Origin of the sequence: Agromyces mediolanus (genome assembly GCF_044917495.1) — a bacterium.
GTDB lineage: Bacteria > Actinomycetota > Actinomycetes > Actinomycetales > Microbacteriaceae > Agromyces > Agromyces mediolanus_B.
In genome coordinates, this window is record NZ_JAVSSI010000003.1 from 147,913 (window position 1) to 166,796 (window position 18,884).

The 18,884-nt window shown below is 73.0% G+C and carries 15 protein-coding genes; 11 read left to right on the top strand and 4 right to left on the bottom strand.

Features of this window, described 5'->3' with window-relative positions:
- From ROT00_RS06015 to leuA, 9 genes are all read left to right on the top strand, one after another.
- Complete coding sequence (locus ROT00_RS06015) at positions 1–1,095, top strand: PhoH family protein (protein ID WP_404773156.1); 1,095 nt, start codon at positions 1–3, stop codon at positions 1,093–1,095.
- A gap of 7 nt (positions 1,096–1,102) precedes the next feature.
- The gene (ybeY, locus tag ROT00_RS06020; RefSeq protein WP_404773158.1) at positions 1,103–1,564 is read left to right on the top strand and encodes an rRNA maturation RNase YbeY; all 462 of its coding nucleotides are present in this window, start codon (positions 1,103–1,105) and stop codon (positions 1,562–1,564) included.
- A gap of 2 nt (positions 1,565–1,566) precedes the next feature.
- Positions 1,567–2,880 (top strand): hemolysin family protein, encoded by a 1,314-nt coding sequence (locus tag ROT00_RS06025; protein ID WP_404773159.1) that lies wholly within the window; start codon positions 1,567–1,569, stop codon positions 2,878–2,880.
- The gene (era, locus tag ROT00_RS06030) at positions 2,873–3,766 is read left to right on the top strand and encodes a GTPase Era (RefSeq protein ID WP_404773161.1); all 894 of its coding nucleotides are present in this window, start codon (positions 2,873–2,875) and stop codon (positions 3,764–3,766) included. The genes ROT00_RS06025 and era overlap by 8 nt, the downstream gene beginning before the upstream one ends.
- 103 nt (positions 3,767–3,869) lie before the next feature.
- Positions 3,870–5,063 (top strand): sensor histidine kinase, encoded by a 1,194-nt coding sequence (locus tag ROT00_RS06035; protein ID WP_404773163.1) that lies wholly within the window; start codon positions 3,870–3,872, stop codon positions 5,061–5,063.
- Positions 5,060–5,719 carry a response regulator gene (locus tag ROT00_RS06040; RefSeq protein ID WP_404773165.1) on the top strand — a complete coding sequence of 220 codons (660 nt, stop codon included), beginning with the start codon at positions 5,060–5,062 and terminating at the stop codon, positions 5,717–5,719. Before ROT00_RS06035 ends, ROT00_RS06040 begins: the two co-directional genes overlap by 4 nt.
- A 118-nt stretch (positions 5,720–5,837) precedes the next feature.
- Positions 5,838–6,599, top strand: coding sequence for an ABC transporter ATP-binding protein (locus ROT00_RS06045; RefSeq protein WP_404773167.1), 762 nt, complete (start codon positions 5,838–5,840; stop codon positions 6,597–6,599).
- Entirely contained in the window at positions 6,599–7,996 is a 1,398-nt protein-coding gene (locus tag ROT00_RS06050) for an ABC transporter permease (RefSeq protein WP_404773169.1), read from the top strand. The genes ROT00_RS06045 and ROT00_RS06050 overlap by 1 nt, the downstream gene beginning before the upstream one ends.
- A 233-nt stretch (positions 7,997–8,229) precedes the next feature.
- On the top strand, positions 8,230–10,002 hold the full coding sequence (leuA, locus tag ROT00_RS06055; protein ID WP_404773171.1) for a 2-isopropylmalate synthase: 1,773 nt from the start codon (positions 8,230–8,232) through the stop codon (positions 10,000–10,002).
- Between the two features lie 61 nt (positions 10,003–10,063).
- Here the strand turns inward: leuA and ROT00_RS06060 are convergent, their stop codons facing one another.
- Entirely contained in the window at positions 10,064–10,732 is a 669-nt protein-coding gene (locus ROT00_RS06060; RefSeq protein ID WP_404773498.1) for a trimeric intracellular cation channel family protein, read from the bottom strand.
- A gap of 98 nt (positions 10,733–10,830) precedes the next feature.
- Here ROT00_RS06060 and recO point away from each other — a divergent pair, with 98 nt between their 5' ends.
- Both recO and ROT00_RS06070 read left to right on the top strand, forming a co-directional pair.
- On the top strand, positions 10,831–11,628 hold the full coding sequence (gene recO, locus ROT00_RS06065) for a DNA repair protein RecO (protein ID WP_404773173.1): 798 nt from the start codon (positions 10,831–10,833) through the stop codon (positions 11,626–11,628).
- Complete coding sequence (locus tag ROT00_RS06070) at positions 11,625–12,431, top strand: isoprenyl transferase (protein ID WP_404773174.1); 807 nt, start codon at positions 11,625–11,627, stop codon at positions 12,429–12,431. The genes recO and ROT00_RS06070 overlap by 4 nt, the downstream gene beginning before the upstream one ends.
- Before the next feature lie 50 nt (positions 12,432–12,481).
- On the opposite strand, the gene ROT00_RS06075 is transcribed toward ROT00_RS06070, so the two are convergent.
- The 3 genes from ROT00_RS06075 to ROT00_RS06085 are packed head-to-tail and all read right to left on the bottom strand — an operon-like array spanning position 12,482 to position 18,884.
- The gene (locus ROT00_RS06075; protein WP_404773176.1) at positions 12,482–15,763 is read right to left on the bottom strand and encodes a hypothetical protein; all 3,282 of its coding nucleotides are present in this window, start codon (positions 15,761–15,763) and stop codon (positions 12,482–12,484) included.
- The gene (locus ROT00_RS06080; RefSeq protein WP_404773177.1) at positions 15,760–17,100 is read right to left on the bottom strand and encodes an SWIM zinc finger family protein; all 1,341 of its coding nucleotides are present in this window, start codon (positions 17,098–17,100) and stop codon (positions 15,760–15,762) included. The genes ROT00_RS06075 and ROT00_RS06080 overlap by 4 nt, the downstream gene beginning before the upstream one ends.
- 20 nt (positions 17,101–17,120) lie before the next feature.
- Positions 17,121–18,884, bottom strand: a complete 1,764-nt coding sequence (locus ROT00_RS06085) for an ABC1 kinase family protein (protein ID WP_404773179.1) — start codon at positions 18,882–18,884, stop codon at positions 17,121–17,123.

The window sequence follows — 18,884 nt, forward strand, 5'->3', positions numbered from 1 at the left end:
ATGAATGACCTGGACGCCGACGAGCGTCCCCGCCCCGACGAGGAGCTGCTCCGCATCGACGGCATCGAGATGGTGCGCCTCCTCGGACCGCAGGACCGCCTGCTCGCCCAGATCCAGCGCGAGTACCCGGGCGTCACCGTGCACGTGCGCGGCAACCAGATCTCGATCCGCGGCGAGGAGACCGAGCGCCTCCGCGCGCGCCGGCTGATCGAGGAGCTGCTCGCGCTCGTCCGCCGCGACCAGGACCCGACGACGACCGAGGTGACGAGCTCGGCCCGCATCCTCAAGCACGACCCCGGCGCGAAGCCCTCGGAACTGCTCGGACAGGTGATCGTGGCGAGCCGCGGCAAGCAGATCCGCCCGAAGACCGAGGGACAGCGCGCCTACGTCGACGCGATCGACGAGCACACCATCGTGTTTGGCATCGGGCCCGCGGGCACCGGCAAGACCTACCTGGCGATGGCGAAGGCCGTGCAGGCGCTGCAGCGCAAGGAGGTCAGCCGCATCATCCTCACCCGTCCGGCGGTGGAGGCGGGCGAGCGGCTCGGCTTCCTGCCGGGCACGCTCACCGACAAGATCGACCCGTACCTGCGCCCGCTCTACGACGCGCTCAACGAGATGATGGACCCGGAGCTCGTGCCGAAGCTGCTCGCCTCGGGCACGGTCGAGGTCGCGCCGCTCGCGTACATGCGCGGGCGCACCCTGAACGACTCGTTCGTCGTGCTCGACGAGGCGCAGAACACGACGCCCGAGCAGATGAAGATGTTCCTCACCCGGCTCGGCTTCGGCTCGAAGATGGTCGTCACGGGGGACATCACCCAGATCGACCTGCCCGGCGGGGCGTCCGGCCTGCGCATCGTCACCCGCATCCTCGACGGCATCGACGACATCGCCTTCTCCCGGCTGACGAGCGACGACGTCGTGCGGCACACCCTCGTCGGCCGCATCGTCGACGCGTACACGGAGTTCGACCAGCGCCAGCAGGCACAGCGCTACGAGCGGGCCGAGGCCCGCGAGTTCGCGAACCGCGCCGAGCGCCGCGGACGCGGCGCGAGCGGCGGGCCCAGAGACCACCTGCCGAGAAAGGCGAAGTGACCGAGGCATGAGCATCGAGATCAACAACGAGTCGGCGATCGAGGTCGACGAGGCCGCCATCCAGCGGCTCGCCGTCTACGCGCTCTACGCGATGCACGTGCACGCGGATGCGGAGCTCGCGATCGTCCTCGTCGACGAGGGCGCGATGGAGCAGTTGCACGTGCAATGGATGGATGAGCCGGGGCCGACCGACGTCCTGAGCTTCCCGATGGACGAGCTCCGTCCGGGCTCGGAGGACCAGCCGACCCCGCCCGGCCTCCTCGGCGACATCGTGCTCTGCCCGCAGGTGGCCGAGTCGCAGGCGAAGGCGGCGGGGCACACCGTCACCGACGAGCTCCTCCTGCTCACCGCGCACGGCATCCTGCACCTGCTCGGCTTCGACCACGCCGAGCCCGCCGAGGAGAAGGAGATGTTCGGCATCCAGCGCGACATCCTCGTCGGGTTCGCGATGCAGGAGCGACGCCGCTAGCGATGGAACCCTGGTACTTCCTCGTCGCCGCCTTCGTCCTCGTCGCCTTCGGCGGCCTGATGGCGGCCGTCGACTCCGCGATCGGCTCGAGCTCGCGCGCCGACATCGCCGAACTCGCCGAGCGCGCCCGGGCGAAGCGCTCGCTCGCGGCCATCGCCGACGACACCGGCGCCCACGTCAACGCCGTGAACTTCATGCGCATCCTCGCCGAGACCACGGCCGCGGTGCTCGTGACCCTCGCGTTCGCGAGCATCCTCGACAACCCCTGGCTCGTGCTGCTGTGGTCGGCGCTCATCATGACGGCGGTCTCGTTCGTGCTCGTCGGTGCGAGCCCGCGCAGCGTCGGGCGGGCCCATTCGGCGCTCGTCCTCCGGCTGACGGCCCCGCTCGTGCACTTCCTGCGGGTGCTGCTCGGCCCGCTCGCCGGGGCCCTCGTGCAGCTCGGCAACCGGGTGACGCCGGGCCGCATCCGCTTCGCGGGCGTCTCGAGCGAGGAGCAGCTGCTCAGCATGGTCGACGAGGCGACGGAGCTCGACGTGCTCGAGGAGGGCGACCGGGAGCTCATCCACTCGATCTTCGAGTTCAACGACACGGTCGTGCGCGAGGTGATGGTGCCGCGCACCGACATGGTCACGATCGACGCGACGGCGCACCTGCCGCAGGCGATGAGCGTCTTCCTGAAGGCGGGCTATTCGCGCATCCCCGTGATCGGGCTCGACTCCGACGACGTGACGGGCATCCTGTACCTCCGCGATCTCGCGAAGCTCGGCTTCGAGCGTCCCCTCGACGCCGAGGGGCTGACCGTCGGCGAGCTCGCGCGCCCGGCCGAGTTCGTGCCGGACTCGATGAAGGCCGACGCCCTGCTCCGGCAGATGCAGACGAACTCGAACCACCTCGCGATGGTCGTCGACGAGTACGGCGGCATCGCCGGGCTCGCGACGATGGAGGATCTGATCGAGGAGCTCGTCGGCGACATCTCCGACGAGTACGATCGTGAGGCCCCGGAGGTCGAGGCCCTCGGCGACGGACGCTACCGGGTGAGCGCCAGGCTCGCGATCGACGAGCTCGGCGAGCTCTTCGGACTCGAACTGGAGGACGAGGACGTCGACACCGTCGGCGGCCTGCTCGCGAAGGCGCTCGGCCGGCTGCCGCAGTCCGGCGACCGGGCGACGACCAGCGGGCTCGAGCTCGAGGCCGAGCGCACCGAGGGCCGACGCAGGCGGATCGCGACCGTGCTCGTGCAGGCCGACGCCGCGCTGCTCGACGCGACCGCCGCCTTCGCGGGCGACGCAGAACAGGAGCACCACCGTGACTGAGTACCGTGCAGGATTCGCCTCCTTCGTCGGCCGGCCGAACGTCGGCAAGTCGACGCTCACGAACGCGCTCGTCGGCGAGAAGGTCGCGATCACGAGCTCGAAGCCGCAGACCACCCGTCGGGCCATCCGCGGCATCGTCCATCGGCCGCACGGCCAGCTGATCCTCGTCGACACGCCGGGCCTGCACCGGCCCCGCACCCTGCTCGGCGAGCGGCTGAACGCCCTCGTGCAGACGACGCTCGGCGACGTCGACGTGATCGCCTTCTGCGTGCCGGCGAACGAGCCGATCGGCCCGGGCGACCGCTTCATCAACGAGCAGCTCGAGCAGTACCCGCGGGCGAAGAAGGTCGCGATCGTCACGAAGACCGACGCGACCTCGAAGGCGAAGGTCGCCGAGCAGCTCCTCGCCGTGTCCGGGCTGCGCGAGTGGGACGCGATCGTGCCCGTCTCGGCGCCCCGGGGCGAGCAGCTCGACGTGCTGGTCGACGAGCTGCTCGCGCTCATGCCGGCGTCGAGCCAGCCGCTCTACCCGGAGGAGGCGACGACCGACGAGGACGTCACCGAGCGGATCGCCGAGTACGTCCGCGAGGCGGCCCTCGAGGGCGTCTCCGACGAGCTGCCGCACTCGATCGCGGTGACGGTCGACGACCTCATCGAGCGGGACGACAAGGACCTCGTCGAGGTCTACGCGAACCTCATCGTCGAGCGCGACAGCCAGAAGGGCATCATCATCGGCAAGGGCGGCGCCCGGCTGAAGGAGGTCGGCGCCGCTGCGCGCGCCGAGATCGAGCGGCTGCTCGGCCGCAAGGTCTACCTGGCGCTGCACGTGAAGGTCGCGAAGGACTGGCAGCGCGATCCGAAGCAGCTCGGCCGCCTCGGCTTCTGAGGCCGGCGTGCGGACGGCGGGCGGATGCCCCGACGGTCCGTCTCGAGGATGATTCCGGGCCGATCGGCGTGAGCTGCGGGGGAGCGGGGCGTACGGTGGTTCGATGCGCACGACTCTGAGCCGGGGGCGGTTGACGACCGACATCGTCCTCGCCGGCGTCTTCGCGCTGCTCTGCCTCCCGCTCGCGCTCCTCGGCAACGTCGTCGACCTCCTCGCCCTCGCCGGCTTCGCCGGCGCCCTCGCGGTGCGTCGACTCTCGCCCGGCTGGTCGCTCGGCATCGCGTGGATCGCCGCCGTCGTGCAGATGGGAGCGCTCCGCGATCTCCAGCTGTACGACGTCGCGGTGCTCGGGGTGCTGTACACGACGGCCGCCCACGGTATGCCGATCGTGAAGTGGCTCGGCCTCGCCTCCGCGGGCGTCGGCTCCGTCGTCGCGACGCTGTACCTCGGACTGCTGAAGCCGGCGCTCGCGCAGAGCGAGTTCCTCTTCGCCCCGGACAACGCGGTCGCGCTCACCCTGTGGCTCGGCGTGGCGTTCATCGCGGCGATCTCGGTGCTCGTCCTCAGCTGGACCGCCGGACTCCTCGTCCGGGCCGTCCGGGATTCGCGCGAGATCAGCCGCCGCGAGGAGGTGGCGCTGCGCGAGCGCGAGCTCGCCGAGTACCGCTACGTCGTCGAGCAGGAGCGCAACCGCATCGCCCGCGACATGCACGACGTCGTCGCGCACTCGCTCGCCGTCGTCATCGCGCAGGCGGACGGCGCCCGCTTCGCCGCACGCACCCGGCCGGAGACCGCGGTCGAGGCGCTCGGCACGATCGCGGGCGTCGCGCGCGGCGCGCTCGGGGACGTGCGGATGCTCCTCGCCGAACTCCGCCACGCGGAGACCGATACCCCGCAGCCGGTGCTCGACGACCTCGGGGAGCTGCTCGCGCAGCTCCGCACCGCCGGCCTCGACGTCGAGCTGGTGGAGCGCGGTCCGCGCGTCGAGCTCGGCACCGGGCATCAGATCGCCGTCTACCGCATCGTGCAGGAGGCGCTCACCAACGCGCTCCGGCACGGCGACGCGGCGCAGCCGGTGGGGGTCGTGCTCGACTGGGACCCGGCCGGCGTCGTCGCCACCGTCACGAACCACGTCCGTCCGGGCGACGCGGGATCGGGCGGGCGCGGCGCGCGCCACGGCATCCCCGGCATGCGCGAGCGCGCGCAGCTCACCGGCGGACAGCTCACGATCGAGACCGATGACGACCGGTTCCGGGTGATCGCCCGGATCCCGGCCCAGCAGGGGAGCGCCAGATGACCGAGATCCGTGTCTGCCTGATCGACGACCAGGCCCTGTTCCGCGCGGGCATCCGCATGCTGATCGAATCGCAGCCCGACCTCTCCTTCGCCGGGGAGGCGGCCGACGGCGCCGCGGGCGCCGCCCTCGCGGCCCGCGCCCGACCCGATGTGGTGCTGATGGACGTGCGGATGCCGGTGCTCGACGGGATCGCCGCGACCGAGCGGATCATCGCCGATGCGGACCGCGGCGGCTACCCGGCACCGCGGGTGCTCGTCCTCACGACCTTCGACCTCGACGAGAACGCGGCGCGCGCCATCCGGGCCGGGGCGAGCGGTTTCGTCCTGAAGGACGCCGACCCGGAGTTCCTGCTCGCCGCGATCCGCACCGTGCATCAGGGCAACGCGGTCATCGCGGCGAACGCCACGCGGAACCTCATCGCCCACGCCGGGCGGGGCAGCGAGCGGAGCCCGGCGCCGCCCGCCTGGGGCGAGCTGACCCCGCGCGAGCGCGAGATCTTCGCCCTCGCGGCGAAGGGGCTCTCGAACTCCGAGATCGCGGCGAGCGAGTACCTGAGCGAGGCGACCGTGAAGACGCACGTCAGCCGCATCCTCGCGAAGCTCGGCCTCCGCGACCGGGTGCAGCTCGTCGTCTTCGCCTACGAGCACGAGCTCTGAGGCGTATCCGGCAGCGGCACGCCGACCTGCGACGGATCCACGGTCATCCTGCAGGATGACGGCAGACCATCCGCCGGCCGGATGCCCCGGTCGGGCACGGATCCGTAGCGTCGAAGACATGCAGATCCAACCCTCAGACCTCGGTCTCATCGCCCGCGTCGCCACTCTCGGCAAGCGCTACGGCAGCGGCTCCGGCCAGGTCACCGCGCTCGACGACGTCTCGCTCGGCCTGCGCCGGGGCGAGTTCACCGCCATCATGGGCCCGTCCGGCTCCGGCAAGTCGACGCTGATGCACATCATGGCCGGCCTCGACACCCCGAGCTCGGGCCAGGTGTGGCTCGGCGACACCGAGATCACCTCGCTGCCCGACAGTGCGCTCACCGTGCTCCGCCGCCGCCGGGTCGGCTTCATCTTCCAGTCCTTCAACCTCGTGCCCACGCTCGACGTGCGCGGCAACGTGCTGCTGCCCTTCGAGCTCGACGGGCGGAAGCCCAGTCTCGACGAGCGCATGTGGATCGAGGAGCTCTACGAGGTGCTCGGCTTGAAGGATCGGCTCGGGCACCGGCCGCACGAGCTCTCGGGCGGTCAGCAGCAGCGCGTCGCGATCGCCCGCGCGCTCGCGACCCGCCCCGACCTCGTCTTCGCCGACGAGCCCACCGGCAACCTCGACTCCCGCACCGGGCGCGAGGTCCTCGGGCTCCTCGCCGGAGCGAGCGCGGGCTACGGCCAGTCGATCGCGATGGTCACCCACGACCCGATCGCGGCGAGCCACGCGGACCGCATCCTCTACCTCGCCGACGGGCGGATCGTGCGCGACGCGGGCCGGTCCACGCCCGAGGAGATCGCGACGTTCATGCTCTCCATGGAGACCGCGGCCTGATGCGCGCCCGACTGAAAGACCAGGTGCCCACGCTCCTCGTCGCGGTGCTCGCCGGGACCTTCGGCGTCCTGCTGCTCCACGTCACCGGCATGCTCGCCGTCGCGATCGCCGCCGACTCGGTCACCGGGGACAGCGACACCGTGGCGCTCATGCTGCAGGTGCTCGCGTGGGTGTTCATCGTGATCGCGATCTACGTGAGCGCGATCGTCACCTCGAACACCGTCGCCACCGTCGTGGCCGGACGGACGAGGCTCATCGCGCTGCTCCGCCTCATCGGCTCCTCGGCGCGCGCCGAGCGCGGTCGCATCGCCCGGGAGGGGCTCGCGGTCGGCTTCGCGGGCGCAGCCATCGGGATCGTGCTCGGCACGCTCGCCGCGTTCGGTCTCCAGCGCGTCGCCGTCACGACCGGGGTCATGCCCGATGTCGCGTACCAGTACGTCAACGTCTCGGTGCTGCTTCCGGCGATCGCCGTCGTCCTCACCACCTGGCTCGCCTCGTGGGTCGGCTCGCGTCGCGTGCTGCGGGTGCGGCCGATCGAGGCGATCGGCCAGTCGGTCGAGTCGGACCGCGAGGAGCTCGTCCGCCGGCGCGGCCGCAACATCGCCGCCGTCGTGCTCATCGTGCTCGGCGCTGGACTGCTCGCGGCCGGCATCGTCGTCGGGCTGGTGCGCCCGGAGGGCGTCCTCATCGGGCTGCTCGGCGGCGTCCTCTCCTTCTCGGGGGTCGTGCTCGCCGCGCACCTCGTCATGCCGCCCGTGCTCCGGCTCGTCGGCCGCATCTTCGGCCGCACCCCGGCGGCCAGGCTCGCCGCCGAGAACGCCGTCCGCAACCCCGAGCGCTCGTCCCGCATGACCATCGGACTCGTGATCGGCGTCACGCTCGTGACGACCTTCTCGGTGACGATGGAGTCGTACCGCGCCATGATCCACGCGGCGATCGAGGCGCAGCCGGAGGTCTTCGCGGGCGTCGAAGGCATGCTGAACGTCACGATCGCGGTCTTCGCGGTGCTGATCGGCTTCAGCGCGCTCATCGCCGCGATCGGCATGGTGAACACCCTCTCGCTCAGCGTGCTCCAGCGCACCCGCGAGCTCGGGCTGCTCCGCGCGCTCGGCTTCGAGGCGCGCCAGCTGCGCGGCATGATCATCGCGGAGGCGGCGGCGCTCACGATCGCGGCGACGATCACCGGGCTCGTGCTCGGATTCGTCTACGGCTGGGCGGGCGCGCAGGCGCTGCTCGGCGGTGCGCAGGGTGAGCCGGTGTTCATCTTCCCCGGCATCCCGTGGGCGATGATCGGCATCCTGATCGTCGCCGCCGGCCTGCTCACGGCGATCGCCTCGATCGCCCCGGCCCGACGCGCGGTGCGCGTCTCGCCGGTCGTCGCCCTCGCCACCGACTGAGCGGGGCAGGCCGACCGGCCACCAGACCGGGCACCAGGGGGGTGCCCGCCCGGGCGGGACCGGAGCTCCGTGGGGGATGCTCCGGTTCCGCCCTTCTCCGTCGCGGTGCTACCCTGGTTCCGTGCTTCACGGCCTGCTTCTCCTTAGCTGCCGCAGCGAGTCCTCGTCTTAGGCCTCCCTCGCTGCGGAGTTCGTCGTCGGCTGCCACCGGACTGAAGCGAGAAGAGAGCACCATGCAGAACACCCAGAAGCCGTCCCCGATGCCCGTGCACCGGTACCGTCCGTACCACGAGCAGCTCCGCGTCGAGCTGCCCGACCGCACCTGGCCCGATCGGCGCATCACCGAGGCGCCGCGCTGGTGCGCGGTCGACCTCCGCGACGGCAACCAGGCCCTCATCGACCCGATGAGCCCCGAGCGCAAGCGGGTCATGTTCGAGCTGCTCGTGAAGATGGGCTACAAGGAGATCGAGGTCGGCTTCCCGAGCGCGAGCCAGACCGACTTCGACTTCGTCCGCCAGCTCATCGACGACGGCGCGATCCCCGACGACGTCACCATCCAGGTGCTGACCCAGGCGCGCGACCACCTGATCGAGCGCACCTACGAGGCCATCGCCGGCGCGAAGCAGGCGATCGTGCACCTCTACAACTCGACGAGCGTGCTGCAGCGCGAGGTCGTGTTCCGCACCGACCGCCAGGGCATCATCGACATCGCCCTGCACGGCGCGCGCAAGTGCCGCGAGATGGAGTCGACGATCCCGGACACCGCCGTCTACTACGAGTACTCGCCCGAGAGCTACACCGGCACCGAGCTCGAGTTCGCGGTCGACGTGTGCAACCAGGTGCTCGAGGTGTTCGAGCCGACGCCCGAGCGGAAGGTCATCATCAACCTGCCCGCGACGGTCGAGATGGCGTCGCCGAACGTGTACGCCGACTCGATCGAGTGGATGAGCCGCCACCTCGCGCACCGCGAGAACGTCATCCTGTCGCTGCACCCGCACAACGACCGCGGCACCGCGATCGCGGCGGCGGAGCTCGGCTACCTCGCCGGGGCCGACCGCATCGAGGGCTGCCTGTTCGGCAACGGCGAGCGCACCGGCAACGTCGACCTCGTCGCGCTCGGCATCAACCTGTTCACGCAGGGCATCGATCCGCAGATCGACTTCAGCGACCTCGACGAGATCAAGCGCACCGCCGAGTACTGCAACCAGCTGCCCGTGCACGAGCGCAGCCCCTGGGCGGGCGACCTCGTCTACACGGCGTTCAGCGGTTCGCACCAGGACGCCATCAAGAAGGGCTTCGAGGCGATGGAGGCGAAGGCCGAGGCGGCCGGCGTCAGCGTCGACGAGCTCGAGTGGGCGGTGCCGTACCTGCCGGTCGATCCGAAGGACCTGGGGCGCAGCTACGAGGCCGTCATCCGGGTCAACTCGCAGTCGGGCAAGGGCGGGGTCGCGTACCTCCTGAAGAGCGATCACGCCCTCGAACTGCCGCGGCGGCTGCAGATCGAGTTCTCCGGGGTCGTCCAGGCGAAGACCGACGCCGAGGGCGGCGAGGTCACGAGCGAGGAGATCTGGCGGATCTTCACCGACGAGTACCTCCCGGCGCCCGAGTCGCGCCCCGACGAGAAGTGGGGCCGCTTCGAGCTGCTGAGCCTGCGCACCGAGAGCGCCCTCGACGGCGTCGTGAACGTGCGCGTCGGGCTCCGCGACGGGCAGGAGCGGGTCGACGCCGACGCGAGCGGCAACGGGCCGATCTCCGCGTTCCTCGCGGTGCTCGGCGCCGAGGGCGTCGACGTGAAGCTCCGCGATTACGTCGAGCACACGCTCGCCGCGAGCGGCGACGCGGTCGCGGCGGCGTACGTGGAGCTCGAGGTCGAAGGCCGGGTGCTCTGGGGCGTCGGCATCGACGCCGACATCTCGACCGCCTCGCTGAAGGCCGTCGTCTCCTCGGTGAACCGCGCGCTGCGCGGCGTCGCCGTCGCGTCCGAGCCGGAGCTCGCTGCGGTCTGAGCCGCAGCGCCTGCACGAACCGCCCGCGTCCGCCGGACGCGGGCGGTTCGTCGTCGCGCGGTCAGCGGCGGATGACGGGGAGCACGCCGGTCTCGGTGGCGACCTTCCGGCGGTAGAGCATGCGCTGCTCGGGCAGCGAGAGGTCGAAGATCACCGCGAGCCAGCGGATGATGCTCGTGACGACCACGCACGCGATGCCGGCGATGAAGATCGGCACGTGGAAGAGGTCGAGCACGACGAGCACGAGGCATCCGGCGCCCGCGGCGACCGCGTAGAGCGAGCCGACGTGCATGATCGCGACCGGCAGGCTCATGAGCATGTCGCGCAGGATGCCGCCGCCGACCGCAGCGGCGACGCCGACGAAGACGGCCGGCAGGATCGGCAGTCCGAGCCCGAGCGCCTTCGAGGTGCCGAAGGCGCCGAACATGCCGATGACGACGGCGTCGAGACCGACGATGGCCCCGTTCAGGCGCGTGAGCGGCCCCGCGAGCAGCATCCCGACGAGCGAGGCCGCGATGGCGGTGACGAGGTACCAGTTGCTCTGCAGCGCGCCGATCGGCTGGTTGAGCAGGAGGTCGCGGATGATTCCGCCGCCGAAGCCCATCACGATGCCGACGATCGCGACGCCGAGCAGGTCGAGCCGGCGTTCGCCGCGGAAGCCGGAGGCGAACAGGGCGCCCTGCACGCCGCCGAGGCCGACGGCGGTGAGGTCCAGCCAGAGCGGGATCATGAACTGCGAGGTCTCCACCCGCCCATTCTCGCAAGCGGATGCGTCGGATGGCCCCGTGTTCCGGCGGTTCGCCCGGGTGGAGGTGGGAGAATCGTCGGGTGCCCGTGTACCGAGATGAAGCCGTCGTGCTGCGCACCCACAAGCTGGGCGAGGCCGACCGCATCGTCACGCTGCTCTCCCGGCGTCACGGCAAGATCCGCGCGGTCGCGAAGGGCGTGCGGCGCACCGCGTCGAAGTTCGGGGCCCGGCTCGAGCCGTTCATGGTCGCCGATCTGCAGCTCTACGAGGGCCGCACGCTCGACGTGATCACCCAGGCCGAGTCGCTCGGCTCCTACGGGGCCGAGATCTCGCAGGACTACGCCGCCTACACCGCGGCGAACGCGATGGTCGAGACGGCCGACCGGGTGACGGAGGCGGAGGGATCCCTGCAGCAGTACCTGCTGCTGGTGGGCGCGCTCCGCTCCCTCGCCCGACGCGAGCACGGGCCGGGACTCACCCTCGACTCCTACCTGCTGCGGGCGCTCGCCCTCGCGGGCTGGGCGCCGAGTTTCGAGGACTGCTCGCGCTGCGCGAAGCCGGGCGAGCACCGGGCGGTCGTCGTGCAGCTCGGCGGCATCGTCTGCGACGAGTGCGCCCCGCCCGGCGCGCCCCGCATCGAACGATCGACGATCGCGCTGCTCGGCGCGCTCCTCACCGGCGACTGGGCGCGCGCCGAGGCGGCGCCGGAGCGCGACCGCAACCAGGCGTCCGGCATCGTCGCCGCCTACGCCCAGTGGCATCTCGAGCGGGGGCTCCGCTCCCTGCCGCACGTCAGCCGCGACGCCGACGAGCCCGCCGCGCGCCGCGCGCCCGATCGGGCGGCGCCGAGCACCCCAGCCCAGACAGGAATCCAGTGACCCCGAAGCCCTACACCCACCGCGACGCGGTGCCGTACCGCCCGATCGACTGGACGGGCCTCTACCCGCCGGAGCTGCCGCGGGGCGCGGTGCCGAACCACGTCGCGGTCGTGATGGACGGCAACGGCCGCTGGGCGAACCGCCAGGGGCTGACGCGCATCGAGGGGCATAAGGCCGGCGAGGCCGCGTTGCTCGACGTCGTCGCGGGGGCCGTGCAGATCGGGGTGAAGCACCTCTCCGTCTACGCCTTCTCCACCGAGAACTGGAAGCGGAGCCCTGACGAGGTCCGCTTCCTCATGGGCTACAACCGCGACGTCCTGCACCGCCGTCGCGATCAGCTGAACGAGTGGGGCGTGCGCATCCGCTGGGCCGGGCGGAAGCCGAGGCTCTGGAAGTCGGTCATCGAAGAGCTGCAGTTCGCCGAACGGCTGACGGCGGGCAACGACGTGCTCACGCTCACGATGTGCGTGAACTACGGCGGCCGCAACGAGATCACCGACGCCGTGCGGTCGATCGCCGACGACGTCGCGGCCGGTCGCCTGCGTCCCTCCGCGGTGAGCGAGAAGCAGATCTCGAAACGGCTCTACCAGCCGGACATGCCGGACGTGGACCTCTTCGTGCGCAGCTCGGGGGAGCAGCGCACCTCGAACTTCCTGCTCTGGCAGTCGGCCTACGCCGAGATGGTGTTCCTCGACACCCTCTGGCCCGACTTCTCCCGCATCGACCTCTGGCGCGCGGTGGAGCTGTACGCGAGCCGCACCCGGCGATTCGGCGGGGCGGTCGACGCGCCCACGGCCGGGTAGTCCAGCCGGGCTTGAGCCCCGGGCCGGGGCCGGAGCAGGTCGACGCGACGTCAGCCGAGGCCGAGTTCGCCGAGCAGGGCGCGCGCCTTCACGAGCGCGGCCGACGAGCCCGACCGCGCCGCGATCTCGGCGAGGCCCGGCCATGCGGCGTCCTCCGCCGGGATCCGGCCGTTCGCCGCCGCGGCGCGCAGCACGGGGGCGCGGAGGAGCGCGACGTCGAGCACCCGGTTCAGCCACGCCGGCGGCTTCGGCTGGGCCGCCGCGAAGCGGACCGACTCGGTGAGCAGCGGCCAGAGCACCGGCAGCGCGCGGAGCTCGCGTTCGATGGAGCCCATCATGCGCGCCGGCGTCAACTCCGGAAGCGGGACGAGGCGGCGGGCCGCGAGCCGGACGGATGCCGCGGAGAACGCCCGCCTGGCCACCATCGCGTCGACGCTGTACCGCGACTCGACGTCGGAGCACAGCGAGGCGAGCACGACCGACACCATGAGCACGGTGAGCGGCGGCTGGAGTCCGTCGCTGCGCGGGCCGTTGCCGCCTGTGCTCCGGTCGCGGAACTCGGAGACCGAGAGCCGGTGCGCCGCGGCATCCCACTCGATCCAGCGGCGCGCCTCGCCCTCGACCGTCTCGGCGTCGAGCTGCCCCTCGCGGTCGAGCGCGTACGACCAGGCCATGAGCGCCCGGTAGCGGAGGTCCGGGGCGTCCGGGAGCGCGAACTCGAGCGGGACGAAGCGCTTCGAGCCGCGAGTCAGCACGGTCGCCGTGGGCTCGACGCCGTCGTCGATCGCCTCGCCCTCGCCGTCGCCCGTGGGCCAGACGTCATCGAGGTCGATCCCGGGCTCCGCGGGCGCTGCGGCGACCGCGGGGATGCTCGGCTCGGGCAGCCGGGCGACGACCGCTCGCGCGGCGGCGACGGCGCGCGACGACCCGCTTCGGGCCGCGAGCGCGCGGGTGCCGGGGAGATCGAGCACCGAGGGGTCGGCGGCACGGTCGGCGACCGCGGCCAGGGCGGCGGGCAGCAGGGCATCGATCGTCTCGACGAGCTCCGCCGTCCCGGGGATCATGCGCACGGCCGCGACGGACGCGGCGACGGTCTGGTCGAGGAGCGGCCAGGCGAGCGAGCCCAGGCCCGCTTCGGCGAGCTCCCCGGCCACGCGGGCGAGCTGCGCCGCCCCGCTCGGGCCGCCGCGCTCGATGAGGCCGAGCTCGGCGACACCGGGGCGGAGGAGCCCCCGCTCCCACGCCTCAAGTACGGCCTGGAACATGGCGCCCGCGGCCTGCTCGTGCGGGGAGCGGAGCCCGCCCAGCATCGCGGCGGCCAGCCTGGGGCCGAGCGGGCGGCCGCGCCGGGCGAGCTGGCGCCAGGCGAATCCGCTCCCAGGTTCCGACCAGTCGCCGAAGTACGCGCCGTCGTCCCAGCCGGGCAGCTCGTACGCGGTGCCCCAGCCGTAGCGGGCCGGATCGAGTCGCGGCGGGAACCCGGCGAGGGAGGCCGGCAGCGCCGTGTCTGCCCGCGCCCAGTCGCCGTCCTCGTCCTGGACGAGCGCGGGCTCGCGCAGTGGATCGAGCACGTACGCCAGTGCGGCCGGTCCCGCAGCGCTCGCGAGGGGCGCCCCGGACTGCAGCACGACCGGCACATCGAGCCCCGCGAGCTCGTCGAGCTGCGCCGGGACGACGAGTCCGAGGTCGAGTCGAAGGAGCGCGAGGAGCAGATCGGCCTCGCTCGCGGCGGCGCCGACCTCGCGGTAGGCGTGCAGTCGAGCGAGGAAGTCGGCGGGATCGATGCGGAGGTCGTCCCAGCTCGGGGTCGACAGCAGGGTCGGCACCTCGCCCAGGCGCTGGGCGACGGCGGCCTCGCGGGCGGTCGTCGGGCCGTAGTGCACGTCCCGGCGCCAGTCGTCACCGTCCGGGCCGACGAGACGGTCGAGCGAGCGGATCGGCGTGCCGGCGACCCAGTCGGCGACGGCGCCGACGCCCGCCCGCCAGCCGGGCTTCAGACCGCGGAGCACGAGGCGCGCACGCTCGGGGTCGGCACGGGCGACGGTGTTCGCGAGTTCGAGGAAGCGGTCGACCTCGAGGTCGACCGCGTTCTCCGGGCGCGAGGCGAGGCGCTCGGCCGCCTCCGAGAGCGCATCGCTCGTCGCCTCGGCCGGGACGAAGCGGGGGACCGCCCAGATCGGCGGCGTCGGCGTCCACGCGACCGCCTCCGGCTCGTCGCGCGCCGCGCCGGCGTCCTCGCCCGTGAGACCCCACCGCTCGAGCAGCGCGGTCGCGGACTTCGCGAGACCGGCATCCCGTCCCGCGGCCACCTCGGCGAGCGCGAGCCGCGCCGTGTCGCCGGGCTCGCCGGTGAGCGGCCTCGCCCGCCGCGCGGCCGCGTCCAGCACGGCGCGCCGGGCGGCTTTCGGCTTGGTCGCGAGGGCGAGGGAGAGCGCCTCGGATGCCTCGTCGGGGTCGCCGTGCTCGATGAGCGCCGGTGCGAGCGTGAGGACGACGGGCGCCTCGGCGTGGCTCAGCGGCCCCAGCAGCGCGCCGGCGTGCGCGACGAGCTCCGCATCGCTCAGTGCGAGCGCGTCGGTCAGGGCGCCGGCCCACGCCTTCCGATCGCCGGGGCGCTGGGCGGCGTCGAGGGCGACGAGCACGAGTTCGACCGCCTGGTCCCGTTCGATCCAGCCGGCTGCGGTGCCCGCGGCGACCGCCCGGCCGAACGGTCCGGTGGCCGGTGCGCCGACCGCGACGCCGACGCGCACGTGCTCGGCGAAGCGGGAGCGGATGAGCTCGGCGTCGATCCCTCCCCGATCGCCCGGGAACAGCTCGGCCTCCTCGCCGAGGGCGAGCGCCGCGTACACCGCCCAGTCCTTCAGGTACTCGACGCTCTCGGGCACGGGAAGCTCGAGCCGGTGCACGAGGCGCACCGCGCGGCCGGCGTGGACCGAGCTCGAGTGCTCCCACGCGCGCCGGTTCGAACGGCAGGCACGGGCGATGAACGCGGTCGCGAACTCCGGGCCGCGGCTCGCGAGCACTTCGGTCGCGAGCTCGTCCGGGACGACGCCGGCCCCGCCGAGCACGTCCTCGGCCCGCCGGGCGTCGACCCCCGTGCGTACCGCGAACAGCGCGAGCATCCCGTGCTCGGTCTCGCCGACGAGGGAGGCGCGGACGAAGCCGCCGTCGTGCTCCGCCCACTCGGTCCACTCGCCGCGCCGCAGGCCCGCACTGGCCTCCCGCTGCTGCGCCGCGGTGCCGACGGGGAGGGTCGGCGCGTCGGCGAGCCGGGCCTGCGCCCAGCCGAGCTCGCGGAACAGCTCGAGCGAGCGGGCGAGGGCGTCGGTCATGCGTTCTCCTCCATCACGATGCGCACGGCGAGCACGTGCGCGCAGGGTCCTCGGTCTCGGCCGCCGGCGAGCTGCCAGGTGCAGCTGCAGCGGCTCCCGGCATCCGCGATCCGCACCAGGTAGCTCGCCGGAGCCGCGGCGGTGCCGCCCGCGACGAGCCAATCCCCGGGCGCATCGCCGGGGGCGACCCGTCGCTCCGCCGCGAGCCGGCGCGCCGTGCGGACCCGGGGGTGGTCACGGGTCACCCGTGCCGGATCGTCGGGCAGCTCGCGATGGAAGTGGGCGTTCGTCCGCACGTCCCAGCCCACCCGGCCCGAGGCGGCGAGCACGGCGAGGCCCGACTCGGTCTGGGTGCGGCTGAGGCCCGACTCCCGCTGCAGCCGGTCGACGTCGATCACGGGCTCGAAGGCGAGCAGCGCCGAGAGCAGCGCGGCGTGCTCGGCGACGTCGGGCGGGGCGAGGGCGGCGACGAGCGAGCCCTCGCCCGAGAAGCCGCGCCAGGCCTCGACCGTGAGCCCGAGGAGGAGACGGGCGTGGGGGAGGGCGACCTCGACGGCGGTCGCCCCCGGCTCGCCGTCGGCCGGACCGTAGACGGCGAGGCCATGCACGTGGGGGAGCAGTCGCTTCAGCGCCGCGAGCCGATGGAGCCCCTGGACGTGCACTGCGCCGGCCGTCCGACGGGGAGCGAGCCGCGCGCCGGTCGGGGTGGGCGTGAGCCAGCCGCTCGCGCCGGCGGCCGTCGTGGCGGGCAGCGAGTGCAGCAGCGCCCGGGCACCCGCACGATCGAGCTCGAATGCGAGGCGCAGCCGGCGGTGCAGCTCGGCGACGTTGCCGAACGCCGGAATCCAGCGGGCCGGCATCTCGACGGGGCGCTCGAACTCGGTCCGCTCCGGGGTCGCGAGCGCGAGCCCGTCGACGCCGACATCGAGGTGGAGGAGCTCCGCCCGGCCCACCGAGGTGAGCGCCTGCCTGGTCGCGAGGCCCAGATCGACGTTCGTCGTGCCGTGCGACACCTCACCGCCGTCGAGCCCGCTCGCGAGCAGATCGAGCCTGGCGTAGACGCTGTTGCAGGCCGAGAACACCTCGGCGCGGAGCCGGTCGCCGTGCGCGGTCAGCACGGGATCGCGCTGCGTCGTCGGGGTGTACTTGAAGTACCTCGTGGCGGTGAGGTCGGCGAGGGTCAGCAGGCCGCGGGCGACGAGCTGCGGCTCGGTCGCGAAGCCGTGGAAGAAGCTCGGCCGCGGGTCGGGACCGTCGGGTGCGAGCCCCGGCGCGAGTGCGAGGGCGAGCCCGTTCGCGGTCGCCGTCGACGCCGACGCGAATCCGCGATCCCCCATGCAGGCAGCCTAGCCGAGCCTCACCGCGGGCCGCGTCGCGCGAAGAGCCCCGCGAGGAGGGCGTGCAGCAGCGGCAGGACGGACAGGCCGATGAGCGTCCAGCCGAGCCCAGGTGCTGAGCCGAGGAGCACCGCGCCGCCGATGACGAGCGCGGCGAACAGCACGGCCGACACCACGCGTCTGGCGACCCCCTCGAGCCGGTCGAGGCGCCGCTCGAGGCGCGAGGTGTCGAAGGAGAGCCGGCCCTGCTCGACCTTCGTGACGACGGAGTCGAGGCGCTGCGGCATGCCCCAGAGGATGCCGGCGCTCGTCATCGCCTGGTCGAGGAACCCGCGCGCGACGCCGCCGCCCTCTTCACGGAGCAGCTGCGTGGCGTAGGGCTCCACGGCGTCCCAGACGTTGAACTCGGGGTCGAGGCCGCTGCACATGCCCGAGGTGAGCGCCATCGCGCGGATGAGGAGCAGGAGATGCTCGGGCAGCTGCAGGGGGAGCGAGCGCACGACGTCGCCGAACTCCGTGCCGAACTCGCGGAACTCGCGGGGGTCGACGTCCTTCAGCTGTGCGAAGCCCATGCCGCCGAACCGCTCGAAGAGGGCGGACAGGGCGCGCTCCAGCTCGCCGGTGTCGGCGCTCGGCAGCAGCACGCCGATCTCCCGCGCGGCGTCGATCATGCCGCGGCCGTCGCGGGCCGCGACGGCGATCACGAGCGCGCGCAGGCCGGAGCGGAGCTCGCCCGGGACCTCGGCCATCATGCCGAAGTCGACGAAGGTGAGCCGCCACGCGGTGCCACCGTCGCCCGCGTCGCCGTCGCCGTCGCCCGCGGCGGCCGGCCCGGCGAGCGGCGTCACGAAGAGGTTGCCCGGGTGCGGGTCGGCGTGCACGAAGCCGTGCGTGAACACCTGGTCGAACATGACCTCGGCGAAGACGCGGGCGACGTCGGCCGGGTCGACGCCCGCGGCCCGGAGCGCCGCCGTGTCGTTGATCTTGATCGCGGTGACGTCCTCGAGGGTCAGCACGCGGCGGGTGGTGCGCTCCCAGACGACGTCGGGGGCCGCGACCCGCGGGTCGTCGGCGAAGGACTCCGCGAAGCGCTCGGCGCTGGCCGCCTCGTGCAGGTAGTCGATCTCCTCGAGGCTCGTCGTGGCGAACTCCTCGACGAGCGCCGGGGCGTCCACGCGGTCGGCGACGATCCGCACCCGGCGCAGCCAACCCGCGATGCGGCGGAGCGCGGCGAGGTCGACGGCGACGATGCGGTCGATTCCGGGGCGCTGCACCTTCACCACGACGTCGGTGAAGCCCGCGTCGTCCGCGTCCGCGGCGGCGAGTCGCGCCCGGTGCGCCTGGCCCAGCGAGGCGGCGGCGACGGGCGTCTCGTCGAAGCTCGCGTAGACGCGCCCGAGCGGGGCGCCGAGCTCCCGCTCGGCGAGGGCGCGGATCTCGGGGAAGGCGACCGCGGGCACTTCGTCCTGCAGGCCCTCGAGCTCCGAGGTGATCTCGGGCGGCAGCACGTCGAGCCGGGAGGAGAGGAACTGCCCGACTTTGATCATGAGGCCGCCGAGCTCCACGGCGAGCCCGCGGAAGCGGGAGGCGAGCCGCTGCATGCGAGCCGCGCGGGTGCGCTCTGAGACGCCGCCGAGGCCGAGCTTCGGCAGCGCGAGCTCGAACCACCAGAGCTGGACGAGCTGCCGCGCCGCGAAGCGCAGGATGCGCCGCGATCGGGCGCGCCGGGCGCGTTCGTCGGCTTCGCCGGACGCGACGGCGCCGTCGGAGACGCTGGGCGACAC